The 26,420-nt window shown below is 62.8% G+C and carries 26 protein-coding genes and 1 tRNA gene; 13 read left to right on the top strand and 14 right to left on the bottom strand.

Features of this window, described 5'->3' with window-relative positions; translation table 11 throughout:
* Positions 1 to 6: 6 nt before the first annotated feature.
* The 3 genes from IQ26_RS08395 to IQ26_RS08385 are packed head-to-tail and all read left to right on the top strand — an operon-like array spanning position 7 to position 4,365.
* Positions 7 to 1,602, top strand: a complete 1,596-nt coding sequence (locus IQ26_RS08395) for an ABC transporter substrate-binding protein (protein ID WP_456086339.1) — start codon at positions 7 to 9, stop codon at positions 1,600 to 1,602.
* Entirely contained in the window at positions 1,592 to 2,536 is a 945-nt protein-coding gene (locus tag IQ26_RS08390) for an acetamidase/formamidase family protein (protein ID WP_145715771.1), read from the top strand. Before IQ26_RS08395 ends, IQ26_RS08390 begins: the two co-directional genes overlap by 11 nt.
* Positions 2,533 to 4,365, top strand: coding sequence for an ABC transporter ATP-binding protein (locus IQ26_RS08385; RefSeq protein ID WP_208760120.1), 1,833 nt, complete (start codon positions 2,533 to 2,535; stop codon positions 4,363 to 4,365). The genes IQ26_RS08390 and IQ26_RS08385 overlap by 4 nt, the downstream gene beginning before the upstream one ends.
* A 20-nt stretch (positions 4,366 to 4,385) precedes the next feature.
* On the opposite strand, the gene IQ26_RS08380 is transcribed toward IQ26_RS08385, so the two are convergent.
* From IQ26_RS08380 to IQ26_RS08360, 5 genes are all read right to left on the bottom strand, one after another.
* On the bottom strand, positions 4,386 to 5,300 hold the full coding sequence (locus tag IQ26_RS08380) for a nitrilase-related carbon-nitrogen hydrolase (protein ID WP_145715769.1): 915 nt from the start codon (positions 5,298 to 5,300) through the stop codon (positions 4,386 to 4,388).
* A 10-nt stretch (positions 5,301 to 5,310) separates the two neighbouring features.
* Positions 5,311 to 5,658, bottom strand: coding sequence for a RidA family protein (locus IQ26_RS08375; protein ID WP_145715767.1), 348 nt, complete (start codon positions 5,656 to 5,658; stop codon positions 5,311 to 5,313).
* 14 nt (positions 5,659 to 5,672) lie between these two features.
* Complete coding sequence (locus IQ26_RS08370; protein WP_145715765.1) at positions 5,673 to 6,851, bottom strand: NAD(P)/FAD-dependent oxidoreductase; 1,179 nt, start codon at positions 6,849 to 6,851, stop codon at positions 5,673 to 5,675.
* Between the two features lie 2 nt (positions 6,852 to 6,853).
* On the bottom strand, positions 6,854 to 7,822 hold the full coding sequence (locus tag IQ26_RS08365; protein ID WP_145715763.1) for a D-2-hydroxyacid dehydrogenase: 969 nt from the start codon (positions 7,820 to 7,822) through the stop codon (positions 6,854 to 6,856).
* 201 nt (positions 7,823 to 8,023) lie between these two features.
* On the bottom strand, positions 8,024 to 8,524 hold the full coding sequence (locus tag IQ26_RS08360) for a methyltransferase family protein (RefSeq protein ID WP_145715762.1): 501 nt from the start codon (positions 8,522 to 8,524) through the stop codon (positions 8,024 to 8,026).
* A 131-nt stretch (positions 8,525 to 8,655) separates the two neighbouring features.
* On the opposite strand from IQ26_RS08360, the gene IQ26_RS08355 reads away from it, so the two are divergent.
* A complete protein-coding gene (locus tag IQ26_RS08355; protein WP_145715759.1) occupies positions 8,656 to 9,162 on the top strand; it encodes a MarR family winged helix-turn-helix transcriptional regulator in 507 nt (168 codons plus the stop codon).
* 49 nt (positions 9,163 to 9,211) lie between these two features.
* Here IQ26_RS08355 and IQ26_RS08350 read toward each other — a convergent pair whose 3' ends face one another.
* The 5 genes from IQ26_RS08350 to IQ26_RS08330 form a co-directional block, all read right to left on the bottom strand.
* A complete protein-coding gene (locus IQ26_RS08350; RefSeq protein ID WP_145715757.1) occupies positions 9,212 to 9,577 on the bottom strand; it encodes a DUF4087 domain-containing protein in 366 nt (121 codons plus the stop codon).
* 27 nt (positions 9,578 to 9,604) lie between these two features.
* Positions 9,605 to 10,018, bottom strand: a complete 414-nt coding sequence (locus IQ26_RS08345) for a hypothetical protein (protein ID WP_145715755.1) — start codon at positions 10,016 to 10,018, stop codon at positions 9,605 to 9,607.
* A 179-nt stretch (positions 10,019 to 10,197) separates the two neighbouring features.
* Complete coding sequence (locus IQ26_RS08340; RefSeq protein ID WP_145715753.1) at positions 10,198 to 10,608, bottom strand: lysozyme inhibitor LprI family protein; 411 nt, start codon at positions 10,606 to 10,608, stop codon at positions 10,198 to 10,200.
* 85 nt (positions 10,609 to 10,693) lie between these two features.
* Positions 10,694 to 11,164 (bottom strand): hypothetical protein, encoded by a 471-nt coding sequence (locus IQ26_RS08335; protein ID WP_145715752.1) that lies wholly within the window; start codon positions 11,162 to 11,164, stop codon positions 10,694 to 10,696.
* Complete coding sequence (locus IQ26_RS08330; RefSeq protein ID WP_145715750.1) at positions 11,164 to 11,496, bottom strand: hypothetical protein; 333 nt, start codon at positions 11,494 to 11,496, stop codon at positions 11,164 to 11,166. The genes IQ26_RS08335 and IQ26_RS08330 overlap by 1 nt, the downstream gene beginning before the upstream one ends.
* A gap of 726 nt (positions 11,497 to 12,222) precedes the next feature.
* On the opposite strand from IQ26_RS08330, the gene IQ26_RS08325 reads away from it, so the two are divergent.
* From IQ26_RS08325 to IQ26_RS08295, 7 genes are all read left to right on the top strand, one after another.
* Positions 12,223 to 12,534, top strand: coding sequence for a helix-turn-helix domain-containing protein (locus IQ26_RS08325; RefSeq protein WP_145715748.1), 312 nt, complete (start codon positions 12,223 to 12,225; stop codon positions 12,532 to 12,534).
* Complete coding sequence (gene hyfB / locus IQ26_RS08320) at positions 12,531 to 14,549, top strand: hydrogenase 4 subunit B (RefSeq protein WP_162457894.1); 2,019 nt, start codon at positions 12,531 to 12,533, stop codon at positions 14,547 to 14,549. The genes IQ26_RS08325 and hyfB overlap by 4 nt, the downstream gene beginning before the upstream one ends.
* Positions 14,540 to 15,496: a respiratory chain complex I subunit 1 family protein gene (locus tag IQ26_RS08315; RefSeq protein WP_145715746.1), complete on the top strand. Its 957-nt coding sequence runs from the start codon at positions 14,540 to 14,542 to the stop codon at positions 15,494 to 15,496. The genes hyfB and IQ26_RS08315 overlap by 10 nt, the downstream gene beginning before the upstream one ends.
* Complete coding sequence (locus tag IQ26_RS08310; protein ID WP_145715744.1) at positions 15,496 to 16,158, top strand: hydrogenase-4 component E; 663 nt, start codon at positions 15,496 to 15,498, stop codon at positions 16,156 to 16,158. The genes IQ26_RS08315 and IQ26_RS08310 overlap by 1 nt, the downstream gene beginning before the upstream one ends.
* Positions 16,155 to 17,603, top strand: coding sequence for a hydrogenase 4 subunit F (locus IQ26_RS08305; RefSeq protein WP_145715742.1), 1,449 nt, complete (start codon positions 16,155 to 16,157; stop codon positions 17,601 to 17,603). The genes IQ26_RS08310 and IQ26_RS08305 overlap by 4 nt, the downstream gene beginning before the upstream one ends.
* Positions 17,604 to 17,623: 20 nt before the next feature.
* Complete coding sequence (locus IQ26_RS08300) at positions 17,624 to 19,156, top strand: hydrogenase large subunit (RefSeq protein WP_145715868.1); 1,533 nt, start codon at positions 17,624 to 17,626, stop codon at positions 19,154 to 19,156.
* Between the two features lie 66 nt (positions 19,157 to 19,222).
* Positions 19,223 to 19,762, top strand: a complete 540-nt coding sequence (locus IQ26_RS08295) for an NADH-quinone oxidoreductase subunit B family protein (protein ID WP_145715740.1) — start codon at positions 19,223 to 19,225, stop codon at positions 19,760 to 19,762.
* Positions 19,763 to 19,905: 143 nt separating this feature from the next.
* Here the strand turns inward: IQ26_RS08295 and IQ26_RS08285 are convergent, their stop codons facing one another.
* Both IQ26_RS08285 and IQ26_RS08280 read right to left on the bottom strand, forming a co-directional pair.
* Positions 19,906 to 21,093 carry a hypothetical protein gene (locus IQ26_RS08285; protein WP_145715738.1) on the bottom strand — a complete coding sequence of 396 codons (1,188 nt, stop codon included), beginning with the start codon at positions 21,091 to 21,093 and terminating at the stop codon, positions 19,906 to 19,908.
* Positions 21,086 to 22,093: a nucleoid-associated protein gene (locus IQ26_RS08280; protein WP_145715736.1), complete on the bottom strand. Its 1,008-nt coding sequence runs from the start codon at positions 22,091 to 22,093 to the stop codon at positions 21,086 to 21,088. Before IQ26_RS08280 ends, IQ26_RS08285 begins: the two co-directional genes overlap by 8 nt.
* A 149-nt stretch (positions 22,094 to 22,242) precedes the next feature.
* Between IQ26_RS08280 and IQ26_RS08275 the strand changes: the two genes are divergently transcribed.
* Entirely contained in the window at positions 22,243 to 23,430 is a 1,188-nt protein-coding gene (locus IQ26_RS08275; RefSeq protein ID WP_407660317.1) for a helix-turn-helix domain-containing protein, read from the top strand.
* Between the two features lie 37 nt (positions 23,431 to 23,467).
* Here IQ26_RS08275 and IQ26_RS08270 read toward each other — a convergent pair.
* Together IQ26_RS08270 and IQ26_RS08265 are read right to left on the bottom strand one after the other, a co-directional pair.
* Positions 23,468 to 23,544 (bottom strand) — tRNA-Arg (locus tag IQ26_RS08270).
* Positions 23,545 to 23,925: 381 nt separating this feature from the next.
* Positions 23,926 to 24,813 (bottom strand): D-alanyl-D-alanine carboxypeptidase family protein, encoded by an 888-nt coding sequence (locus IQ26_RS08265; RefSeq protein ID WP_145715732.1) that lies wholly within the window; start codon positions 24,811 to 24,813, stop codon positions 23,926 to 23,928.
* Positions 24,814 to 25,037: 224 nt separating this feature from the next.
* On the opposite strand from IQ26_RS08265, the gene IQ26_RS08260 reads away from it, so the two are divergent.
* Positions 25,038 to 26,147 (top strand): hypothetical protein, encoded by a 1,110-nt coding sequence (locus IQ26_RS08260; protein WP_145715730.1) that lies wholly within the window; start codon positions 25,038 to 25,040, stop codon positions 26,145 to 26,147.
* Positions 26,148 to 26,420: the final 273 nt, after the last annotated feature.

Raw genomic sequence — 26,420 nt, 5'->3', positions numbered from 1 at the left:
GCGCTGATGCTCGGCATGACAAGCGTACGCGCCGAAGACGCCGTCGATCCGAACGCCAAGCAGGGCGGCGCGATCACCATCACCTACAAGGACGACGTCGCCACGCTCGATCCGGCCATCGGCTACGACTGGCAGAACTGGTCGATGATCAAGAGCCTGTTCGACGGACTGATGGACTACGAGCCGGGCACCACCAATCTGCGGCCCGACCTCGCCGAGAGCTACGAGATCGCCCCTGACGGCAAGGCCTTCACATTCAAGCTGCGCCACGGGGTGAAGTTCCACAATGGCCGCGAGATGACCGCCGACGACGTGAAATATTCGCTCGACCGCGTCACCAATCCGAAGACGCAGAGCCCCGGCGCCGGCTTCTTCGGCTCGATCAAGGGCTATGACGACGTCGCTGCCGGCAAGGCGGAAGGCCTGGCGGGTGTCACCGTCGTCGATCCCTACACCATCAAGTTCGAACTGACCCGGCCCGACGCCACCTTCCTGCATGTCATGGCCATCAACTTCGCGCATGTCGTGCCAAAGGAGGAGGTCGAGAAATACGGCGCGGACTTCGGCAAGCATCCGGTCGGCACCGGGGCTTTCAAGCTCGCCGAATGGACGCTCGGCCAGCGCGTCGTCTTCGAGCGCAACCCGGACTACTGGCACAAGGGCTTGCCGCATCTCGACAAGGTCAGCTTCGAGATCGGCCAGGAGCCGATCGTGGCGCTGCTGCGGCTGCAGAAGGGCGAGATCGACATTCCCGGCGACGGCATTCCGCCGGCCAAGTTCCAGGAGGTGATGGCCGATCCCGAGCAGAAGGCCCGCGTCGTCGAGGGCGGCCAGTTGCACACCGGCTACATAACCATGAACACCACCATGGCGCCCTTCGACAATGTGAAGGTGCGGCAAGCGGTCAACATGGCGATCAACAAGGACCGTGTCGTCCAGCTGATCAACAACCGTGCGGTGCCGGCCAACCAGCCGTTGCCGCCGTCGATGCCCGGCTACGACAAGGAATTCAAGGGCTATCCGTATGACGTGGCCAAGGCTAAGGCTTTGCTTGCCGAGGCCGGTCATCCCGATGGTTTCGACACGCAGCTGTTCGCCATGAACACCGATCCCAACCCGCGCATCGCGCAGGCGATCCAGCAGGATCTGGCGGCGGTCGGCATCAAGGCCAGCATCCAGTCGCTCGCGCAAGCCAACGTCATCGCAGCCGGCGGCGACAAGGCGGGCGCGCCGATGATCTGGTCCGGCGGCATGGCCTGGATCGCCGATTTCCCCGATCCGTCGAACTTCTACGGGCCGATCCTCGGTTGCGCCGGCGCGGTTCCGGGCGGCTGGAACTGGTCGTGGTACTGCAACAAGGATCTCGATGCCAAGGCGGCGGAGGCCGACTCGGTCGTCGATCCGGCCAAATCAGGCGAACGTGCCAAGATGTGGAGCGCGATCTACGGCAAGATCATGGAAGACGCGCCCTGGGCACCGGTCTTCAACGAGCAGCGCTTCACCATGAAATCGGCCCGGATGGGCGGCGCCGACAATCTCTACGTCGACCCCGTCCATATCCCGATCAACTACGACAATGTGTATGTGACCGATGTGCAATAATTGCGACTACACCATCCACGGTCGCCATCACCATTTCGGCTGGGACAATTCCTTTGTCCCGGCCGAGCGGGTGGCGCCCGGTTCGACGATCGAGTTCCAATGCCTCGATTCGTCCGGCGGCCAACTGCAGGCCGACAGCACCGTTGCCGATATCGCCAAGCTCGACTTCGACAGGATCAACCCGGTGACCGGGCCGATCTTCGTCGAGGGCGCCGAGCCGGGCGACGCGCTGAAGGTGACGATCGAGATGTTCAAGCCGTCCGGCTTCGGCTGGACGGCGAACATACCCGGGTTCGGCCTGCTTGCCGACGACTTCCCGGAACCGGCGCTGAACATCTGGACATACGACGCCACCTCCCTCGAGCCGGCGCTGTTCGGCAGGCAGGCCCGCGTGCCGCTGAAACCCTTTGCCGGCACCATCGGCAATGCGCCGGCTGAAATGGGCCTCCACTCGGTGGTGCCGCCAAGGCGCGTCGGCGGCAATCTCGACATCCGCGATCTCTCGGCCGGCACCACGCTCTATCTGCCGGTGGAGGTGGCGGGTGCGCTGTTTTCGGTCGGCGACACGCATGCCGCGCAGGGCGACGGCGAGGTGTGCGGCACGGCGATCGAAAGCCCGATGGACGTCGTGCTGACGCTCGACCTGGTCAAAGGTGCGCGGCTGAAGACGCCGCGCTTCACTACGCCTGGCCCGGTGACGCGCCATCTCGACGCCAAGGGCTATGAGGTGACGACCGGCATCGGACCGGACCTGATGACAGGCGCCAGGGAAGCTGTCTCCCAGATGGTCGACCTGCTTGCCGGCCGCTACGCAATGGACCCGATCGAGGCCTACATGCTGGTTTCGGTCTGCGGCGATCTCCGGGTCAGCGAGATCGTCGACATGCCGAACTGGGTGGTGTCGTTCTACTTCCCGCGCTGCGTCTTCGAATGAGCAAAGGCGTAACCAGCAAGCGGACCGGGGTTTTTGCCCCGGCCGTTTCGACCACGGCCGGACCGGTGCTGGAAATCTCCGGCCTGACCGTCAGCGTACGTGGCGAAGACGGCGAGCGGCCGGTGGTATCGGACCTATCGTTCTCGCTTGCGCGCGGCGAGACGCTTTGCATTGCCGGTGAATCCGGGTCCGGCAAATCGATGACCGCGCTGGCGATCATGCAGTTGCTGCCGCAGCCGGCCGCCCGGATAGATTCCGGCACGATCCGGCTTCGCGCCAGAGATCGGGGCGATATGGATCGGAGCGACATCGATTTGGCCCTGCTCGATGAACGCCGGATGCGCCACATTCGCGGCGACCGCATCGCGATGATCTTCCAGGAGCCGATGACATCGCTCAATCCGGTGCTGTCGATCGGCCGGCAGCTGATCGAGTCTATCGAAGCCCATACCGGCCTCTCCCGCGCCGAGGCGCGCCGGCGCGCTATCGAGGCGCTGAAGGCCGTCCGCATCCCGGAAGCCGAAAGCCGGCTGAAACAGTATCCGCACGAGCTGTCGGGCGGCATGCGCCAGCGCGTGATGATCGCCATGGCGCTGGCGCTGAAACCGGATGTACTGATCGCCGACGAGCCGACGACGGCGCTAGATGTCACCGTGCAAGGCGAGGTGCTGGAACTGCTGCGCGATCTGCAGCGCGAGCACGGCACCAGCGTCATCCTGATCACCCACGACATGGGCGTGGTCGCCGAAATGGCCGATCGCGTCATCATCATGCGGCACGGCCGCATGATCGAGGAGGGAACAGCCGCCGACATTTTTGCCCGCCCGCAAGCCGACTACACCCGCGAGCTGCTCGCCGCCGTGCCGCGCATCGGAACCGGCGTTGGCCGCCGGAAATCCGTCGAATCGGAAATGCGCGGGAGTGTCGCTGTCGTCAACGATCTGCATGTCCGCTTCGACCTGCACGGCGGCTTCTTCGGCAGGGTGAACCGCCGTGTCCATGCCGTCGAAGGCGTCAGCTTTTCGATCGCGCCGCACGAGACGCTGGCGCTGGTCGGCGAATCCGGCTGCGGCAAGTCGACCACCGCCAAGGCGCTGGCCGGGCTTGTGCCCTACCACGGCGATATCGTGATCGGCGGGCGCAATCTGGCGGGCCTTGGCCGTGACGAGCGCAAGGCGGTTCGCCGCGACGTGCAGATGATCTTCCAGGATCCCTATGCCTCGCTCGACCCGCGCATGCGCGTTGGCGACCTCGTCGCCGAGCCGCTGTTGATCCATGGCATCGCCTCGAAGGAAGAGCGCGGCCAGCTTGTGGCGGCGCTGTTCGAACGCGTCGGCCTGTCGGCCGACCAGATGGAGCTTTACCCTCACGAATTCTCGGGCGGCCAGCGCCAGCGCATCTGCATCGCCCGCGCTCTGGCGCTCAGGCCCAAACTCATCATCGCCGACGAAAGCGTTTCGGCGCTCGACGTGTCGGTGCAGGCCCGCGTGCTCGACCTGTTGAAGGAGTTGCAGCGCGAGTTCGGCGTCGCCTATCTGTTCATCTCGCACGACATGGCCGTGGTCGAGAACATTTCCGATCGTGTCGCCGTCATGTATCTCGGCCAGATCGTCGAAATGGGCACCCGCGACCAGGTCTTTTCGAACCCGCGCCACCCCTACACGAGGCGCTTGATCGAGGCCGTGCCGGTGCCCGATCCGGCAAGACGCCGGCCGCGCTTCGCGCGTCTCGATCAGGAGATCCCGAGCCCGACGCGAAAAATCGGCGAAGACCCGCCGAAACTGGCCCTGAAGGATCTTGGCAACGGTCATCTCGTTGCTGTTTCCTGACGCCCGCGAGGGCCGTCACCTCAAACCTGATCCGCGATCAGTCGATATTGGTCAGGCCGACGATACCTGGCGAAGTCGAAATTCACCTTGCGGCATATGGCAATGAGGTCGAGATCGGCGCGATGGACGATCACCTCGTCGTCGAGCGACATCGCCTGCGCAGCGATTTCGCCGGTCGGTGCGATGATGCAGGAGCCGCCGATCAAGGCCTGGCCGTCCTCGACGCCGGCCTTGGCCGCCGCCGCGACCCAGACCGTGTTCTGATAGGCGCCGGCCTGCATCGGCAGATGATTGTGGAACATGCGCAGATGCGCCAGCGCCGGCGCTTCGTCGAGCAGCAGCGGCGTGTTGTAGCCGATAAGGACAATCTCCGCGCCGTTGAGACAGAGCATGCGGTAGGTCTCCGGCCAGCGCCGGTCGTTGCAGATGGCCATGCCGAAGCGCACGCCGCGATAGGCGAAAACCGGAAAACCGAGATTGCCGGGCTCGAAATAACGGCGTTCCAGATGCACGGTCGTGCCCGGTTCCGGCTCGCTCGATCCAGGCACATGGATTTTGCGATAGCGCCCGACAAGCTTGCCGTCCTGCCCGACCAGATCCATCGTGTTGAAGCGGCGCGTTACCCCGTCTTCGCGCGTCAGCTCGGCATATCCGAGCGCGAAGCCCATCTTGAGGCGCGCCGCGGCGTCGTAAAGGCGTTGCGTCTGTGGGCCAGGCATAGCCGGCTCGAAGAACGCCTCGATCTCGGCCTCGTCGTCGATCCGCCAGCGCGGAAAGAAGGTCGTGAGCGCCAGTTCGGGAAACACCGCGATTTCAGCGCCGGCGGCGGCCGCTCTTTCCAGAAGGGCGACGAGCCGATCCACCGTTTCGGCCCGTTGCGCGCTTTTCTGTATCGGGCCGGTCTGGCAGACCGCGATGGTCAGGTCTCGAGCCATCGTCGTCTCCTCAGGCTGCCGCTGTGACCATGATCTCGACGCGATAGCCGTCGCCGGCGAGCCGGGCCTCGACCGTTGCCCGCACCGGCATGGCGCTTTTGTCGATCCATTGATCCCAGGCGGTGTTCATCTTGTCGAAGTCGGCAACGTCGCGCAGCCATACCGTGGCGCTTAGGATCCTGGTCTTGTCGCTGCCGGCCTTCGCCAGATAGGTATCGATCTTGGCGAGCACGTCACGCGTCTGCTGCGTCGTGTCGCCCGACAGATCGTCGGCCGTCATGCCGGCCAGATAGACAATTCCATTGTGACTGAGCACGCGGCAGAAGCGGGGTCCATTCTCGAAGCGTTCGATCGTCATGCGGTCATCCTTACTCACTGTGCTTTTTCCTCCGGCGCGGATGTCGTCCTGATCCGGCCAGGCGCAAGATCGCCCGGCTCGATGTCTTGACGCAACAGATCATCCGACAAACGTCCGGTGCGGATCAGGTCGCGGCATGCCCTGGCCAGGGCCGGCGATGTTTTGATGCCGTAGCCGCCCTGGCCTGCCAGCCAGAAAAAACCTTCGGCCTTGGCGTCGAAGCCCACCACGGGCGAGGCGTCGCTGACAAAGCTGCGCAGGCCCGCCCATTGATGTTCTATCCTGCGCACATCGATCGTCGTCGCGCGCTGCAGGCGATCGACCCCGACGGCGACGTCGAAATCGTCGGGATAGGCGTCCATCGGCTCGCTCGGGGTCGCATCAGCCGGCGAGACGAAAATCCGGCCGGCGTCCGGCTTGAAGTAGAATTCCTCGCCGACATCGTTGGCGAGCGGCCAGCCGGCAATGGAGACGCCATCTGGTGCTGCGACATGGAACGCGGTGCGACGCTTTGGCACGAGCCCGATCGGAGCAACGCCGGCCAAAGCGGCGATCCTGTCCGCCCAGGCGCCGGCCGCGTTGACGAGGACACGCGCGGTGAACAGTCCCTGGCTGGTCTGCAAGATCCAGCGATCCTTGTGCCGCTCGATCGCATCGACGCCTGCATCAGTGACGATCCGCCCGCCACGCTTGCGCGCATTGCGCAGGAAACCCTGATGAAACTCGTTGACGTCGATCTCGCGAGAGTCCGGTTCGACGATCGCACCAGCGACATAATCCGATCGCAGCGCAGGCACGCGCGCCAACGCCTCCTCGGGGCTGATCCGATGGATCGACGGAACAAGTTGGCGGGCCTTTTCGAGTTCCTCTTCAAGCCGGCTAAGCTGATCCTGGCGCGCGATAGTCAGCATGCCACGCGGAAGCATCAAGGGATGTTCGCAAAAACCCTCTGGCGGCGCTTCGAGAAAAGACCGGCTGGCGATCGCCAGCCGTCGGATGATGGCGTTGCCGTAATTCTCCGTAAAGCTCGCGGCCGACCGGCCGGTGGAGTGGTAGCCGCAATGGCTTTCGCGCTCAAGCAGGATGACCGAGGAGACGGCCGCCAGTTCATAGGCCGCGCTCGCTCCGGCAATGCCGCCGCCGATGATCGCGATATCGGCTTCTTGTATCGAGGCGCCGTCGGGAGACGTCATCGTCAGTAACCGCGAACGGGATCGACAACGTTTTCGAGCGGTTCACCCCGCAGAAAGCGGCTGAGATTGTCGGCAAACATGCGCAGGGCCTCCTTCTCCCAGCCGTCATAAACCGACGAACAATGCGGTGTGACGATCACGTTCTCATAGCTCCAGATCGGGTGATCCTTTGGCAGTGGCTCGGTTGAAAAGACGTCGAGCGCAGCGCCTTTGATGCGGCCGCCGTCAAGAGCCGACAGCAGTGCTGTCTCATCGACGACACCACCACGCGAAACGTCGATGAGCACCGCCGTCGGCTTCATCTCGGCAAACGCCGCAGTACCGATCAACCCTCGCGTCGCCTCCAGCAACGGCACGCAACAGGCGATGAAGTCGGCCCGGACCCAAAGCCCGGGCAAGTCCTCGATGCCGTGAACTTCGTCGACATGGTCGGTTGGCCTGGGATGCGCACGCACACCGAGCGTCGTGAGCCCCAGGGCCTTGGCGCGCCGGGCCAATGCCTGCCCGGTCCTGCCGAGGCCGAGCAGCAGCAAGGTTTTGCCCTGGATCGGCTCGACCGTGCCAGCGACCCATGTCCGTTCACGCTGATATCTGGCGAAATTTCGAAGACCCAGCGAGAACGACAGCATCGCTCCCAGCGCGTATTCGGCCATCACATCGGCCGCGACTCCGGCGGCGTTCGTCACCGTCACCTTTTCGGGGTTCCAGTGACCCAGATGATCCGTCCCCGACCCGCCGACCGACACCCATTTCACCGTCGGGCTTTCCAGGAGAGCGGAGCGCGGGAAGCGCGCTGTACCGTCGAAGCGCACCGAGTAGACGATCTCGGCTTTTGTCTCGTCTATCAAGGCGGCCAGACCGGCGTAGCTGTCACAAGGGTAAACCGACAGCCCCGGATGCCTGTCCCGCAACACCTTCATCGCCACGGCTGGCGCGTTGGTGTGGAGGATTACGCTAGGGCCGGCTGCCATCGTCACGATCGAGGGCCAAGGCGCGGCGCGATTTCCGCCGAGATGCGCCGATGCACGCCGTCCAGACTTTCTGCGAAGGCATCGAAGACGTTCATTGTGTGTCCTGTGCCGCTGGTTCTGGATCGTCGCCGGCCGGCAAAATAGTACCAGCTCGGCAAGACTTTGGGGTCAGACAGCACACGTCAGGCATTCTCGCGACGCTCAGACCCACCGCCGGACGCGTCGCTTGTAGTCGAGATACGCATCGCCGAACCGCCGTTCCAGGTAGGCCTCTTCGCGTGCGACGACGCCGTAGCGGACCGTGATGGCAAGCGGCAGCGTAAGGATCAGGACCCATGGGCTTTGTGTCGCGACGCCGATGCCGCCATACATGAGAAAAAAGCCGAGATAGATGGGATTGCGGGTCCAGCGGTAAATGCCGGTGGTCACGAGCACGCGGGCGGGCTGGTTCGTGGGCAAAGGCGTCGCGGCCCGGGAGAAGTTGCGGACTCCCGCGGCAAAAGACACAAGACCGATGAGGATCAGGGACCCGGCGACGATCCAGGGCACCCCGTCGGCCTCCGGAATTGCGAACGGCAAAGGCAGCAGGCGATCCAAGACGAGACCGACCAGAATAGCGGCAGGAAAGAAAACGATCGGTCGCCCGACGACGCCTGCCGTTCCGGTGTCGGTCACTTGTTGCCCAGCCGGGTCCATTTCCATGTCTGCTCCCGCAGATGCTGGAGGCTACGAAGCCGAGAGTTGCCCAGAAACGACAACCAAGGTGTCATTCTAGAAGTTGACAACAGAGGTGTCAATCGCAGAAATTGGCACAGACAGAAGGAACGGAAGCGATGGCGACGGCACGACACAGGACTGAGGTGGTCCGGACGGGGGCGGGGCCCATCGTTGACAGCAAGGCCGAGGCGATTACCGAGCTGATGCTCGAAGTGGCCCAGTGCTTCTTCAGAATACGGGCTCTCGGCCAGAAGACAGGGCTCATCACCAGTTGGGGCGGCGGTGCGTTCGGCTTCATGCGGAGCCTCGCGCTGCTTGGTCCGCTCACCGTGCCGCAGATCGCCCAGATGCGACCCACCAGCCGTCAGCGCATGCAGAGGCTGGCGGATGAGCTTGCTACCGAGGGGTTAGTCGAATTCGTCGACAATCCGAAGCACCGGCGCTCGAAGCTTGTGCAGCTGACGCGTAAAGGCGGAGCGCGCTACGGCGAATTGAACGCCCAGCTCATGGCGATCGCCTCGACCATGGGCGTCGCTCTCGACGAAGCGGATATCCGCAAGACCGCCGGGATCGTGCGGCAGCTGAGCGACGATGTGAAAGCGCGGTCGGAGCAGCCGTCATAGTACGCTGCGGCATTCCGGATGTTGTTAGCTTAACTCGGACAGTGGTCCGTCAGTCCGGTTTTTGTAGCGATTTGTCGTTACGGCATTGCACCAGCGGGAGGATTTCGCCCGAGATCACTCTGGTGATCCTTTGTTGGCTGGCGTTGGTCACCACGGTCATGCACGCACATCCGTAGCCGTAGCCCGACCCAGGCACATTGGTCTCGACGAATTGCCGGTCGTCAAAGGCCGGCACATTGTCGATGCCTTTGGGATCCGGTCGTCCCTGCATCTGGATCCACCAATCCCCGTCCCTGTCTGTCAGGATAAGGTTGCCGGGTGTCGGGCTGGAGTACCAGCCACAACGGCGCTCGGCATAGGCGGTCGCGGGCAGCGCCATGGCAAGGCAGAAACAGATGGCGAACAGCAGGCGCATGAAAATCTCCTCCTCGCTTTGGAGGCCTTATGGCTTCAACTCCGTGTCGTAATTTTCTTCGATCAATGCGCAATGAAGCGTCACAGGTTGCTTTTGGACAGCGCTGAGTGGACCGTCGATGAAATCGCAGCCGAGCAGATTGTCCGAACTGCTCTTGCGCGCCGATGCAACGTTGACGTTGACCTTGGGAGGGCCGGCGAGCCAGTCGAGACGCTTGGTGTCGACCTTTGCGCCGCTGATATGGGCGGGGCCACCTGCGCCCGGTATCGCCACCTCGTCGTTTTGCTGCTCGAGATCGATTTGGCCGATCTCGTTGGCGTGCCTCTCGGCGCTCCGCTTCGGATCGCCGTAATAGTCGACGAAGACAACGATCCCCTCCTTTTCGGCCGCGAGCTTGGCCGCTGCCTTTTTGGAAAGCGTGACGTTAATGTCGAAGCTCATGTTACCCTGGGCTGTTGCCGGCACGGCACATGCAGCTGCCGCAATCGTCATTGCGAGCGATGATCCATGGCGTTTCACAATCCACCCTCCTTCAAGCCCTCGCGCGATTGTGATGCCCCTCGCACCCTTTCATGTCAGGCGCCGACGTCACGCTCGCCGCCGCTTGATTGTGATATGTGTCAATTCGCGGCAGGAACGGGGCAGCTCATGTCCCCTTCCTCGCATTTCAGGTAACCCTCGAAATCCTTGACACGGGATTGCGCCAGGCTGTCCATGCACTGCGCGACGAGCATCGGCATCATGCTTCCTCCGGCCGCTCCTGTAGTCTGGAAGCTGCACTCCGCGTCGCGAAACTTGACCCAATCCCTCTGCGCTTGAACGAGAAGCTTCTTGCTATCCGCATCGTCCTTCAGACGGACTTCGATCTGCTTGTAAAGCTCATTGAGCTTCTTATCGGATTTCTTGAACGCGGCATCGGCGCACGCGTTCAGGGCAGGCTGATCCTTGGCGGCGTCGTAGCACTTGTCCTGGGCAAAGGCGAAAGCCGGCATGGCCAGAACCATGGCAGCGGTCAGTATCGCGGGTTTCATCGATTATCCTCCGTTTAGAAATCCATCTTGTTGACGGGTCGGGATTCCCCGCGCCATCGGGGTTCGTCGCCGGCACGATCGGCCGTTAATTGGCATCGTCATCGTCCGATCCGTCAGCGTCATCGGTACTGTCATCCGACGCATCGTCATCCGTGCTGTCGTCGGCAGTGTCGGTGCTGTTTTTGTCGTCATCACCGTCCGTTGAGTCGCTATCGTCGTTCTGATCGCCCGGATCGTCCTGATCATCGGAACTATTGTCATCGGCATCGGGAGGAGACGCGACTGCGTCCGGATTGTCGTCGCGGGGCTGCGAGTCGTCCCCGCGATAACTTGTGTCACCAAGGTTTGTCTCCATCTCGTCGTCGTATTCATCGACAATCTGCGTCCACTCCTGACGGTTGTCGACACTCGTCCATTGCGAAATATTGTTGATGGAGATGTTGGTGTTGAAGTTGTTGACCGTGATGTTGGTGTTTACCTCGACGACATCCGGTCCTCGGTTCACGCCAAACAGAAAATGAGTGCAACCCTCCTCCTTGCTTTGCTGCAGGCTCATCAATCGTCATCGTCGTCGTCCGGTGAACTGTCGTCGTCCGGTGTGTCGACCTCGCAGCCGATGCCGCGGCATCCTTGGTAGTTGCCTTGCGTATCGAAGTTGGGGTTGCCCCCCCTGTCGTACTGCGGTCTGTCGTCGATGCTTTGATCCCCGTCGTCGGGATCGTCGACCTTGCACCCGAGTCCGCGGCAGCCGGTGTAGCGGCCCCGTGTATCGAAGTTGGGATTGCCGTTCCGGTCGAACTGCGGCCGGTCATCATAGCCGTCATCGGTTGTACAGCCGGCGAAGGCCAACAATGCAGTGATCAGGGTCGCATAGAGTATGGATTTCATGATTATTCCCCTAGCTGGCTTGCGGCGACACCTTGTCCGTCAGATCCATGGTCGATAGCCGATGGTGATACGGACCAGATTCCGGCGATAAACGGCAGATTGAGTACCTGCCGGAACCTGATGGTCCTCGGGCCGGAAACGTCCGGCATCGTGATGTTCCAGAGCCATAGGAGGAGAGCGGACAGGATTGCCACGACGGCGACAATGCCAACGGCGATAGCTGCCAGATCCGGCATATCTGTCCCTCCATCCGAAGGCTGTTACAGGCGACCGTCCCCGCTCCTGTCGGCCGCGTAAAGTCCTTCATGATCCGGTTTTGTTGCTGATCAAAGGCGCAGCTTGCTGGAAGATTGCACGGAAGTGCAACATAAGGCAAGTTTAGATTCATACAGGTGATTAAACTTTAAATTAGAAATTTCTAACAAGCTAAGATATTCTCTAAATTTGGGGACTTATTCCTTTAACCGTTGCACAATATTGCAAACAACCCGGGATACGCCTTCCGGAATAGGGCATCGAACACCATCGCGTCGTAGAGATGCCGGTCGGTACGCAGGAAATCCCGGGATTGCCAGGATGTTTCACCCGTCCTCATCCCGGCCACCGTTGCCGCGTGGCCCGCCGTCTACATCGATGTCTCACACATCAGTAATTGACGTTAAAACATTTCAATGTATGCTGCAGCGCTGAGACATCATATCTCAAAGCTGAGCCGCGGGGTCTCCGGTGATAACTGCTCCACAATTGCGCGCCGCCAGGGCGCTGCTCGGTATCGACCAGCGCAGGCTTGCCGAGTTGTCCGGCCTTTCGGTCCCGACAATTCAGCGCATGGAAGCCAGCGAGGCGATGATCAGGGGCAATGTCGATTCCTTGATGAAACTGATTGCGGCACTTGGGGCTGCCGGCATCGAGTTGATCGGGGAAGGCGCGACCAGCCAGGCCGGCGGACGGGGCGTGCGGCTGAAGGCGAACCACAATCCAGCCAGGACTTCCGGCGCCGACGATGCGGAAGCCGAGGTCGGCGGGAGCCTGCCGTGACGTCGATCGTTTCCCTTCTCTTGTGGGGTGTCGCCGCGTTCTTGGGAGCCGCCGTACTGGCTGTCGCCGTCAGCCGGCGCGGCTCGGCGACGCATCTGGTCTATGGCGCGACCCTTGGCATCTCGGCCGCCATGTTCGCGATCGCCGCAGCCGCGCTGATAGGCGATCCCGCCGGTGTGTCCACTGTCACGCTGCCGCTCGGGCTGCCGTGGATCGGCGCTCATTTCCGTCTCGACGCGCTGTCGGCATTCTTTCTGGTCGTCGTCAATCTGGGCGGCGCCGTGGCCAGCCTCTATGGGCTTGGCTACGGCCATCACGAACCTGCACCACACCGGGTGCTGCCGTTCTTCCCGGCCTTTCTTGCCGGCATGAATCTGGTCGTGCTGGCCGACGACGCCTTCACCTTCCTGCTGTCCTGGGAGTTCATGTCGCTCGCCTCGTGGGCGCTCGTCATGGCGCACCATCGCGAACAGGACAATACGCGGGCGGGCTACATCTATCTGGTGATGGCGAGCTTCGGCACACTGGCGCTGCTGCTCGCTTTCGGCCTGCTGGCCGGACCGGACGGAACCTACACGTTCGACGCGATGCGTGCCGCCGAGCCAAGCGGGCTCGTTGCCGCCGCCGCCCTGGTTCTCATGCTGCTCGGCGCCGGCTCCAAGGCGGGCCTCGTCCCGCTCCACGTCTGGCTGCCGCTCGCTCATCCGGCGGCGCCAAGCCATGTCTCGGCCCTGATGAGCGGCGTCATGACGAAAGTCGCCGTCTATGGCTTCATACGCGTCATTTTCGACCTGCTCGGTGAGCCGGCATGGTGGTCGGGCGTCGTCGTGCTTTTCCTCGGCGGCCTGACGGCGGTGCTCGGCATCCTCTATGCCTTGATGGAAAAGGACCTCAAGCGGCTCCTTGCTTACAGCACCATCGAAAACATCGGCGTTATCTTCGTTAGCCTTGGCCTTGCGCTCGCCTTCAAGGCCAATGCGATGCCGTCGGCCGCGGCACTGGCCCTCACCGCAGCGCTGTTCCACGTTCTCAACCATTCCTTTTTCAAGAGCCTGCTGTTTTTCGGCGCGGGCGCCGTGCTCACGGTGACCGGCGAGCGCAACATGGAGAAGCTGGGCGGTCTTATCCATCGCATGCCGCTGACCAGTTTTGTCTTTCTCGTCGGCTGCGTTTCGATCTCGGCGCTGCCGCCCTTCAACGGCTTCGTCTCCGAATGGCTGGCCTTCCAGGCCATATTGCAGAGCCCCGATCTGCCGCAATGGGGACTGAAGGTGATGGTGCCCGCTGTCGGCGGCCTGCTGGCATTGTCGGCGGCGCTGGCCGCGGCCTGTTTCGTCAAGGCGTTTGGCATCACGTTTCTCGGCCGGCCGCGCTCGGCGGCGGTGGAGCAGGCGCGGGAGGTCGATCGCTACTCGCTGGCGGCGATGTTCATTCTCGCGGGCCTTTGTCTGCTTGCCGGCATTCTGCCGGGCCTGGTCATAGACGGTCTTTCACCGGTGACGCTTTCGCTCATCGGCAACCGCATGCCGGTGCAGATGGCGCAGCCCTGGCTGTCGATCGTGCCGATCGCCGAGAGCCGCAGCTCCTACAACGGCCTGCTGGTGTTTGTGTTCATTGCAATCTCCGCATCGCTTGCGGCGTTCGTCATTCACCGTTTCGCCTCCCATGCGCTGCGTCGCGGCCCCGCCTGGGGCTGCGGCTTTCCCGACGTCACGCCGGCCGCGCAATACACGGCCGTCAGTTTCGCGCAGCCCATTCGCCGCGTCTTCGGCACATTCGCATTCCGCGCCCGGGAAAAGGTCGAAATGCCGCCGCCGGGCGCCACCGCTCCGGCACGCCTCACCGTGGAAATCCACGATGTGGTCTGGGAGACTTTTTACCAGCCGATCGCCGGCGCGGTCGGCTATGCGACCGAGAAGCTGAACCGTCTGCAGTTCCTGACCATCCGGCGCTATCTGACCCTGGTCTTCCTCTACCTCGTCACCTTGCTTCTGGTGCTCGCGCTATGGCCCTGATCCTTGAACTGGCCGTCCAGGGCGCGCAGATGATGCTGGTGCTTTTGCTGGCACCGCTGCTGACCGGCTTCGTGCGCAAGGTGAAGGCGAGACTGCAGCGCCGCCGGGGACCTTCGCTGATCCAGCCCTACCGCGATCTCCTGCGGCTGATGCGCAAGGAGGTCGTCCTGGCCGACACCGCATCCTGGCTGTTTCGCGTCATACCCTATCTGATCTTTGCCGCCACCTGGGTCGCAGCCGCGCTCATCCCGACATTCGCCACCGGCCTCACCTTCAGTTGGACCGCCGATCTCATCGCCATTGTCGCGCTGCTTGGCAGCGCGCGGTTCTTCCTGGCTCTGGCCGGCATGGATGTCGGCACGAGCTTTGGCGGCATCGGCGCAAGCCGCGAGGTGATGATCGCTTCATTGGCCGAGCCCGCCATGCTCCTGATCGTGTTCAGCCTGGCGCTCGTCGCCGGCGCGACGCAGCTCTCCACCGTCGCCGCCGTCATGGGCTCGCCGGAGCTCGGCCTGCGGGTCTCGCTCGGCATGTCGCTGATCGCTCTCGTCATGGTGGCGCTCGCCGAAAACGCCCGCATACCGGTGGACAATCCATCCACCCACCTGGAACTCACCATGGTTCACGAGGCGATGGTGCTGGAATATTCCGGCCGCCACCTGGCGATGATCGAGTTCGCTGCCTTCCTCAAGCTGCTGCTCTATGTGTCGCTGATTTCCTGCGTCTTCATTCCCTGGGGGCTGGTGACCGCTCGGTCCGGACCGGGAGCCTATGCTCTGGGCGTCGCTGTCTACATCGGCAAGCTTGCCGTGGCCGGCATTCTGCTTGCCGTGTTCGAGACCGCCATCGCCAAGATGCGCGTCTTCCGCGTCCCGGATTTCCTCGGTGCCGCCCTCATGCTGGCCCTGCTCGGCACGCTCTTGCTGTTCGTCTCACGGAGCCTTTGATGAACGGTCTCACCTTCGACATCGCCCATCTGCTCGCCGGCGGCCTGGTGCTGGTCAGCTTCATGATGCTGTATCAGGATCGCCTGTTTGCGCTGATCAACGTCTTTGCGCTTCATGCGATCGTGCTGGCTTTGTCCGTGGCCTGGCAGGCCTACGTCCAGGAGGCCCATCACCTTTATGTCACCGCGGCGATCGCCCTTATCTTCAAGGCGATCGTCATTCCCGTCGGGCTTCATCGCATCATCCAGCGGCTCGGCATTCATCGCGACATCGAGACCGCCGTCGGCATCGGCTCGACCATGCTGGCCGGCATCGGCCTGGTCGCCCTGTCCATGGTGCTGATGCTGCGGGTGACGCCCGAAGCCGACCCGCTGGCGCGTGAGGATCTGGCCTTCGCGCTGTCGATAATATTGCTGGGCCTGCTGGTGATGGTCACCCGCCGCAACGCCGTCAGCCAGGTTGTCGGGTTCATGTCGCTGGAGAACGGCCTGGTGCTGGCCGCCACCGGCGCCAAGGGCATGCCGCTGGTCGTCGAGATCAGCGTCGCCTTCTCGATCCTGATCGCCTTCATCGTCATCGGTGTCTTCCTGTTCCGCATCCGCGAGAGGTTCGACTCGGTCGATGTCGGCGCGCTCGACGACTACAGGGGAGAACGCCGTTGACCGCTCCCTTCGACGCGGTGGCCGCCATCCTGCTGATCCCCGTCGGCGCGGCAGCACTCCTGGCGGCGCTGCCGAACTACAAGATGTCGGCGGGCCTGAACGTCGCCGCGAGCTTCCTGACCTTGCTTGCCGCGCTGTCGCTGTTCGTCACCGACCGGCCGCAGCCGGGCCAGTACCTGCTCGTCGACGATCTCAACATCGTCTTCATCGTGCTCAACACATTCGTCGGCTTCACCACCAGCGTGTTCAGCGCGTCTTACATCGCGCACGAACTGGAGACCGGCCGGCTGACCGCGCCGAACCTGCGATTCTACCACGCGATGTACCAGATCATGATGTTCGGCATGAACCTCGCCTTCGTGTCGAACAACATCGGTTTGATGTGGGTGGCGGTGGAGCTCGCGACGCTGACAACCGTGCTCATGGTCGGCATCTATCGCACGCATGAAGCGCTGGAGGCCGCCTGGAAATATTTCATCCTGGGAAGCGTCGGCATCGCGCTTGCGCTGTTCGGCACCATCCTCGTCTACATGGCTGCACAACCGGTCGTCGGCGAGGGCACCAACGCCATGGTCTGGACGGTGCTGATCGAACAGGCGGCGCTTTTCGACCCGGCTCTGCTCAACGTCGCCTTCGTCTTTCTGCTGCTCGGCTACGGCACCAAGGTCGGCCTTGCCCCCTTGCATGCCTGGCTGCCCGATGCGCATGCCGAAGGCCCGACGCCGATCTCGGCGGTGCTGTCGGGCCTGCTGCTGAACGTCGCGCTCTATGCCGTGCTGCGCTTCAAGATGCTGCTCGCCGCAAGCCCGGAGGCGATAGCCCCGGGACCGCTGATGGTGGCGATGGGGCTCACCTCGCTCATCTTCGCGGCCTTCATGCTCTACCGCCGCCGCGACATCAAACGCCTGTTCGCATACTCCTCGATCGAGCACATGGGCATCATCGTGTTCGCGTTCGGCATGGGCGGCCCGCTCGCGAACTTTGCCGGCCTGCTGCACATGGTCATGCACAGCCTGACCAAGTCGGCGATCTTCTTCGCGGTCGGACACATCGCGCAGGTGAAGGGGACACAAAAGATCGCCGACATAAGGGGGCTGACGGAAACGCATCCCGGGCTCGGCTGGGCGCTCGTCGTCGGCGTCGTTGCCATTGCCGGCCTGCCTCCGCTCGGCATCTTCATGAGCGAATTCCTAGTCGTGAGCTCGACCTTCGCCAGGCAGCCGCTGCTGGCGATCCCGTTGGTGTTCGGGCTTCTCATCGCCTTCGGCGCGCTGCTGCTGCGGCTGACCGGCGTCGCCTTCGGCGAGCCGCGCGGCAGCACCGCGCCCGTCGAGGCATCCTACGTGCCCATGTATTCCCACCTGGCCCTGGTGGCTGGCGCCGGGATCTACCTGCCGGCGCCTCTGGTCACCTGGTTCCAGCACGTCGCGACCATCCTGGGATGAAGCGGATGAGCAAAAGAAAGATGCCCGCGCTGATCGACCTCATCGAGGCCGGCCGACCTGTCGAGCACCACGCCCCCTGGCGGCGCGCCATGGTGGCACCGAAAACCTGGAACCTTGCCGTCGAGCAGCTTGCCGAGGGCCGCTGGAGCATGCTCGGTCTTTGGGGAGAGCCGGAGATCGTCCACATGGCGCTTCTCGACGCGGCCGACATCGGCGTCATCAGCCTGAAATGCCCCGGCGGCCGCTACCCATCGGTCGGCCAGCTTCATCCGCCGGCACTGCGCCTCGAGCGCACCGCCGCGGACCTGTTCGGGCTCTCGCCGCAAGGGCTTCCCGATACCCGTCGCTGGCTCGATCACGGCCAATGGGGCATCAGTTATCCCCTGGCAGCGGGGGCATCGGCGGCGCGGTCACAGGCGCCCACCACGGCTTCCGCCTACCGCTTCCTGCCCGCGGAAGGCGACGGCCTACACCAGATCCCCGTCGGGCCCGTGCATGCCGGCATCATCGAGCCGGGGCATTTCCGCTTCACCGCAAGCGGCGAAACGGTAGTCCGGCTGGAAGAGCGTCTCGGCTACGTGCACAAGGGCATCGAGGGCCTGATGGCGGGTTCGCCTGTCGAGCGCGCCGCCAGGCTGGCGGGCCGGACGTCCGGCGACAGCACCGTTGCCTATTCGCTTGCCTTTGCCCGTGCGGTCGAAGCCGCGCTCGGTGTCGAGGCTCCGCCGCGCGCGGTCTGGCTGCGGGCGCTGATGGCCGAACTGGAGCGTCTTGCCAACCATCTCGGCGATATCGGCGCCATCTGCAATGATGCTGCCTTCGCGCTCATGCATGCCCATTGCGGCGTGCTGCGCGAACGCGTGCTGCGCGCCGGCGATGCGGCCTTCGGCCATCGCCTGATGCGCGACCGCATCGTGCCGGGCGGGGTGGCAAGCGACCTGGGCGAAGCGGGGATGGCCGCAGTTCTGTCCGCGATCACCGAGATCAGGCAGCGCTTTCCCTATCTGGTCGAACTCTACGACAACACGGCGTCGCTGCAGGACCGGACCGTCGCCACCGGCCGGCTCAAGCCGGAACTCGCCCGCCAATATGCGGCGGGCGGCTATGTCGGCCGCGCCTCCGGCCGGGATTTTGATGCGCGCCGCAGCCCAGGCTATCCGCCCTATGATGAACTCGCCTTCGACGTTCCTGTCCTCCAGGAGGGCGACGTGAATGCGCGTGTCTGGATCCGCATCCGCGAGGTCGAGCAGAGCCTGTCCCTGGTCGAACAGATCCTCGAACGGCTGCCCGACGGCCCGATCAGCGTCGGCATCCCCGAGCCGCCGCGTGAAGGCATGGCGCTAGACGGTATGGCGCTTGTCGAGGGGTTCCGCGGCGACATTCTGGCCTGGCTGCGCATTGGCGCGGGCGGCTTGGTCGAGCGCTGTCACCTGCGCGACCCGTCATGGTTTCAATGGCCGCTGCTCGAAGCGGCGATCGAGGGCAACATCGTCGCCGACTTTCCGCTCTGCAACAAGTCGTTCAACTGCTCCTATTCCGGCCACGATCTCTAGAACCATGATCCCGAAAAGGTCAGCGAAAGCAAAAAGAATCATGGTCAAACAAGAAGGCACGCTGTCATGCGCAAGCTTCTCTTCGAAAGCCTGATACGCCCCCCGCTCACCGAGCCTCCACCGGCGGCGAGCGATGCCGCGGTCGACGAGCTCGCCCGCGCCCTCGATGGCGCTGCCCGCATGCGGCTGGGCCGAAGCCTGTCGATCCGGGCGGTCGACGCCGGTTCCTGCAACGGCTGCGAACTCGAGATGCATGCGCTCAGCAACGCCTTCTACGACATCGAGCGCTTCGGCATCCGCTTCGTCGCCTCGCCGCGCCATGCCGACGTGCTGCTCGTCACCGGGCCGGTCACCAAAAACATGCGCGAGGCGCTGAAGCGAACCTGGGACGCGACACCCAACCCCAAATGGGTGGTCGCCCTCGGCGACTGCGCCAGAAACGGCGGCTGCTTCGCCGGCAGCTACGCCGTCACGGGCGGCGTGTCGGAGGTGCTGCCCGTCGATCTGCACATTCCAGGCTGCCCGCCGCCGCCGGTGGAGATTCTGAAGGGGCTGCTGGCGCTGCTGGATGGGGTGAATGCAGGGACGGGTGCTGGCAGGGGCTGATGGCGGCTGTATCCGCTAGGGACCTAGTCCGAATGGCGCACCCGACAGGATTCGACCTGTCACCTCTGACTTCGGAGGGCAGTGGTCTTCCAATGGTTCGTCGAACTCCGGGCAACACCAGTCACTCGCTCGAACCGACATTGCTATTTGAGACAGCTCCCGAGAATGTCCACACCCGTTACGGAGCGGAATACGACCGTGGCAAAAACTGCACCAGACAATGCAATCCCACAGATTACAATGAGAGCTGTGCGGTGCCAGCAGAGCCGAGTCTTCAGAGCCTTGAATGCGTCCGAGAACATTGCACTGATTTCGCTGAAGTCGCGTGTGAGCTTCCTTGACTGACGGTCGATATCAGCTCCTATCGACTTGAGCGTGTACCATTGATTGACGCAGGACCCGATGAGGAGCGCGGCAAATAGCCAAGCGCCGGCGGTAACAGCGAGATTTGCCCATGCCTCCGGACCGCAGACGTTGGCCGCCTTCAGTTGCGTGGCGACAACGACGGTGGCTACTGGGAGCCCGAGAAGCTGACCTTGAATGTCGACGAACGTCTTGTGCATCCGGCTGACGTAGTCGGATTGGGCGGCTTCGACCTCTCCGCGGATTTTCGAGTAGGAGAAACTTGACGCGAATAGTCTATAGCCGTCGCGAACGCGACTGGCGATCTCTCCGGCATTTTGCGCGAGATACATAAAGCGGTTTTCGGACGGCTGTGAGACTGTCAGCGCAATGACCGCGTTCGTCAGGATCGCAAGACGCTGCTCGGTGTGTACAGCGCCGTCCAGCGCTTCCCTGATCGCCGAGACGCCGTCCGGGTCGATCAACTTCAGGTCCGACGCTTCGAAGCGAATTGGTATCTCGACCCTATTCTCTTTGAAGTAAACGAACGTCTGTCGCTGCACATCTAGAAACAAGGCCGTCTTGCCAAGCAAGCCAACGAACTCAAGCATCTTTCTATAGCGAACCATCTGCTCGGTCGGCGGCGTTTTGCCTGAATGCGTACTGTCACCCTTGATGAAGAAGGCTGTCGGTTCCCGCGTCCTGGCTTCAGGAGAGGCAATCACGCCGTCCCAATTGTCAGCCAAAACACCCAGCGAGAGCCGCGGAGAGCCGATCCGTGCCGGAATTGTCTTGCCGACACCGATAGCCGTTTGATCTACCAACGCTGCAAGATTAGCATCATACTCTGCCTTGTCGGACGTCTCGACCAACTCGAAGGTCTGGGCGATGTTCTCAGTTTGGACGAAGACGTTGGCGTTATCGCCCTCCTGCCACTTGGCATTCTGATAGATCTCGAGCAGGTCGCTCCAAGCGATGGATCTAGCCATCGCGCATTTCCTCGCCCAACTCTCGCTGCATATCCTCTGGTACATCCATCAGAGTTATCGACTTCTCCTCTGGATTGTACCTAACCTTGCCGGCGTGGAGAGCCCTTCGCTCAAACTCAACTGACCAATTTGCTGTCTTCTTCTTGAAGTTCACAAGCCCCTTCAGGGCTCGCCGGTCAGCGACGAAGCCGTCGTTAAGGCTGAGTTTGGGGTCTGCAAGAACTTCGACAAGGGCTTCTGGGTTTTCCGGGTGAAGCTCGTTCGCGAGGGTGGCAAAGTCGACCGGCCTGTCGTCTCGGGCGTCGCGGTCACAGATACTTAGGGCCTTGTCCATGAACATCTCTCGTTGCGCAGCATCAAACTTTTGCCGATCGGCAAATGTCTTGAGCGCGTTGACGAGAGACGTCGTCTCCACGCGACTCTGAATCGTCGTATCGCAACCGAGAAATTCCTTGAAGTAGTCCGAGACGGCGCCCTTGCCCTTTAAGAACCCTATGTAGCGCTGCTCTCCTGCGGCCCACCCGGTGACGCCCACACGGCCGGCAAAGCGGAAACCTTCGACGTCGAGATGTTTGACATCCTCAAGGTCCTGATTGGCCGTCAGGGCGGCGCTAAGCTTGTCGGTTACGATAGCGACCAAAAGATATTGAGCTTTCTCTCGCTCGAAGTGCGCGAAAAAGACGTGTCCACCGGTGGAGGCTGACTTCGCTTGTGCCTGCTTCGCCAGCGTCGCCATCAGGGCGAGTGTTAACGCTTCAAAATCCGTCGTTCCTTCGAGGTAATTTTGGAGATTAGTCGAAGTAGGATAGTTCACGGTGTCACTCGCGAATTTACCATAGGCCTTCGATGCTCGCCGCGCGTAAAGCTTGTGCAGTTCGTCAATCAGCCGTGTGGCTGTTTGACTAACGGCAATAGCGCTATTTCCCGACAATACGGTATAGGCACCATCGACGCCCCGCTGCTGATGATGAATAGCAACCGAAAATATGTGGTTTGTCATGTCGTCCCCCCAAGCAAATGTAAGGCAATTTACTTGGTAAGACTTATCAAAACTTTAAATAATTGATATTACTGCCCTTCCCGAGAGATGGGTGACAGTTCATTCCGGATAGATGGGTTACACTTTCGGCCCTTTGCAAGGAGAGCAAGGTGCCTTGGAAGGAGTGTAACGTCATGGAAGAGCGGCTGAAGTTCATCGCCCGGCTTCTGGACGGTGAGAAGATGGCGATGCTTTGCCGGGATTTCGATATTTCGCGCAAGACCGGCTACAAGATCCTCGCGCGCTACAACGATAGCGGGCTGGAAGGGCTGACGGACCGGTCGCGCCGGCCTTACCGCCACGCCAATCAGCTTCCGTTTCAAATCGAGAAGCTGATTGTGCGCCTGAAGCAGGACAAGCCGACATGGGGCGCGCCGAAGATACGCGAGCGGCTGGCCCGGCTGTATCCCGATGTGCACAGGCCTGCGATCTCGACAGTGCATGCGGTGCTCGACCGGCACGGCATGGTCGAGCGCCGCAAGCGGCGGCGCAACAGGGCGAAGGGGACAGCGCTTTCAAACGGCTGTCGACCCAACGAGCTGTGGTGCGCCGATTACAAGGGTGAGTTCATGCTCGCCGACCGGCGCTATTGCTATCCGCTGACCATCACCGACTTTGCCAGCCGCAATCTCATCGCCTGCGAGGCGCTCTCGACCACCAAGGAAGCCTATGCCTTCACCGTGTTCGAGAGCGTATTCAAGGAGTTCGGGCTGCCGAGCGCGATCAGGACCGACAATGGCGTGCCCTTCGCCAGCCCCAACGCGCTGTTCAACCTCAGCAAGCTGTCGGTCTGGTGGCTGCGCCTGGGCATCGACATCGAGCGCATCAAGCCGGGCTGCCCGCAGCAGAACGGGCGCCATGAGCGCATGCACCTCACCTTGAAGAAGGAAACCACCAAACCGGCAGGCGCCAATTTCCTTCAGCAGCAGGCCAGGTTCGATGAATTCATCGACGAGTTCAACTCAGAACGCCCGCACCAGGCGCTCGACATGGACTGTCCGGCAGAGCGTTACGCGCCCTCAACGCGTCCCTATGCTGGTCTGCCCGATCTCGACTATCCGTTCCACGACAAGGCCGTCACCGTCACCACATGCGGCCGCATCTGCTACAATCGCAAGAAGATCAATCTCAGCCTCGTCTTTGCTGGCCAGACCGTCGGCATCAAACAGGTCGAGGACCACATCTGGCTGGCTAGCTTCATGGACTACGATTTGGGATACTTCGATGACGAGACATGCAGGCTCGAACCACTCCAAAACCCCTTCGGGCCAAAAGTGTTACCCATGTCTCCGGTATAAACCGTAACCCATGTGTCCGGAACGGACCACAAGATACTGGCGCACCCGACAGGATTCGAACCTGTGACCTCTGCCTTCGGAGGGCAGCGCTCTATCCAGCTGAGCTACGGGTGCCTTCAGGACCGGTGATCCGGAAAACGAACCAGCCGGTAAACCGGCCAGCCACGGCTTCTTAGCGGAAGCAGGCGCGGGCTTCAACGGGCAAGTGGCCGGCGGCAGGGCTGCGAACTCGGAATAACGCATTTTTCGGATTCCACGGAGGCCCACGATCTGCAGCGGCCATGATCCTCGAAGGTGCGAGCAAGCCCGAAGGCCGACAACCCACGGTTCTATCGGAGAATGGCACCGAAGCCCGAAAAGAAAAACCCGCCTCGGCGGGCGGGTCGTTGGCGCAGTCAGCACCATGAATAAATTCCTAGCATAACTGCCGTCACCTGTCAAGTTGAAACTGACACGGATCGCTGACGCCGATCACGAGCTCGCCCCCGCCGAACCTCACTCCTGCGCATACAGCAGCCGCGTTGTGGCGGCCGTCGCCGTCGAGAGGCTGCGCTGGATCAGCGCCTCGACGTGGTCGTTGCGCTGGCGCGCGCTGTCGGCGCCCATCACCACGAGGATGAGCCGGCGGCCGTCGGCATCGTAGGAGGTGACGATGTTGAAGCCGGAGGCTCTGATATAGCCTGTCTTGATGCCGTTGACGCCGCGGACGCGGCCGAGCATGTCGTTGTGGCCGCGCACCAGCCTGCCCCGGAACATGAAGTCGCTTTCGGAGAAATAGTGGAAATGCTGCGGGAAGCGGGCGCGCAACGCCATGCCGAGCACCGCCATGTCGCGCGCCGTCGTCTGCTGGACGCCGTCCGGCAGGCCAGACGCGTTGCGGAAGACGGTGCTGCGCATGCCGAGCTGGCGCGCCCTGGCGGTCATCGTCGCGGCAAACGCGTCTTCGCTGCCGCCGAGATATTCTGCGACGGCGACCGCCACGTCATTGGCCGATTTGACGACGATCGCCCGGATCGCCGTTTCGACATCGATCGTCTCGCCGCGCCTGAAGCGCAGCTTGGTCGGCGGCTGCCCGGCGGCGTTGGCCGAGACCGGGATTTGCGTTGCCTTGCTGATGCGGCCGGACTCCAGCGCCTCGAACAGAAGGTAGAGCGTCATCATCTTGGTCAGCGACGCCGGATAGCGCGGCGCCGTCGAATTGGCTTCGTACAGCGTCTTGCCGCTGCTGGCGTCGATGACGACAGCCGCATATTTCTGCGGCGCAGCCGGCACCGCCAACATGGTCTCCGGCGGCGTCGTCGTCGTACAGCCGGCGACAAACAGCAGCAGCGCAAGTGCGGCGGCAAATCTTGGGATGAGCGGAAAGAGGCGCAGTTTGGACAAGATGGGACTGAACGCAAGCTGTTGCTGAAACGGACGGAAACTAGCGTAACGCAATGGCGCCGTCCATTTGGTTAACATTGGTCGTGGGCGGGACCATCGCCTGTCCACAGATCCTGGGACGGACCGGCGCTGCGCAGGTCCTGGCGCGGAAATGCCTGCTGCCCGGCTTGCGCAACCGGCACCAGGCGGGCTTTGTTGGCATCGACAGAATCAGCAGGTGCGCCATGGACGGGATCACGATCAAGGCAAAGGGCATTTCGGTAACGGTCGATCTCACCGTCGGCCATCTTGCAGACATGGCGGTCGATATCGACGGGCGCCGGCTAAAACCGTTGCATCGCGCGCCCTGGATCGACGAACCGCGCGAGACGCTGCCGCAGGACCTGCCCGCCGGCACCGTTCGCCTGTCCGGCGATTTTCTCTGCGCGCCGTTTTCGCGTAGCGATGTCGAGGCGGCCCCCCTGCATGGCTGGCCGGCCAACAGCCCCTGGGATGTCGTCGGCAGCGCGGCGACGGTCGATGGCTGGCGGGCCGTTTTCAGGTTGCGGCACAAGGTCATGGGCGCGACGGTCGACAAGATCCTCACCCTGCGCGACGATCATCCCTTTCTCTACCAGGAACATGTCTTTTCCGGCGGTTCGGGCGCGATTTCCGTCGCCCATCATCCGATGACGGTGATGAAGGACGGCGGCAGGCTCGCCTTCTCGCCGAAGCGATTCGCGGCAACGCCGGATGATCCGCTGGAGCCTGATCCGGCCCGCGGCCGTTTCCTGCTTGCCTATCCCGCGCGTTCCACCGACCTGACGCGCTTTCCCGCCGCCGGTGGCGGCACGCTCGACCTGACCGACTATCGCATGGACCAGAGCCGGGAGGATTTCGTCACGCTGGTCGAGGCCGATCATGGCGGACCGGGCTGGACCGCGCTGGCGCGCCGGGCGGAAGCCGATCTCGTTCTGGTGCTGAAGAACCCGGCCGAACTGCCGGTCACCATGCTGTGGGTCAGCAATGGCGGCCGCGACTACGCGCCGTGGAGCGGCCGCCACCGCGGCGTGCTCGGCATAGAGGACGGCCGCACCGCGCTCGGCCATGCCGCATCGCTGGGCGACAACTGGCTGAAGCGGGAAGGGGTGGCGACCGACTTTGCGCTTGGCGAAGGCCGCAATGTCTCGTTCCGCCACGTCATCGGCGCTGTGCCCCAACAAGCCGGCGGCGAGCCGCCGCGCGACATCGCCACCGCACAGGGGCATATGCGCCTCATGGCCGTCGACGGTTCGACGCGGGACGTCGCTTTCGACAGCGATTTCCTGCGGATCGGCAGGTCGGTCCCAGCCTGAGCGGGCTGCCCCGGGCAATCGCTTCAGGTCTGCGCTGCCCTCACCCTCCCCTCCTTGAGGCAGGGCAATCGCATAGGGATTCTTGCGAAGAGGACCCCCACCCCTAACCCCTCCCCACAAGGGGGAGGGGAACTTTGCGGTTGCACCGTCCAGCAGCAAACTTCGACGGTCCTGGCTGAAATAGCGGCGGCATCGTCCCCCTCCCCCTTGTGGGGAGGGGTTAGGGGTGGGGGTACGCGGCCGGGCAAATGACTCAAACTTCCTTATGCGGTT

It is taken from the genome of Mesorhizobium tianshanense, assembly GCF_007830515.1.
GTDB classification, from domain to species: domain Bacteria; phylum Pseudomonadota; class Alphaproteobacteria; order Rhizobiales; family Rhizobiaceae; genus Mesorhizobium; species Mesorhizobium tianshanense.
The sequence above is the reverse complement of the archived record's forward strand: the minus strand, read 5'-3'. Positions and strand labels throughout refer to the sequence as shown.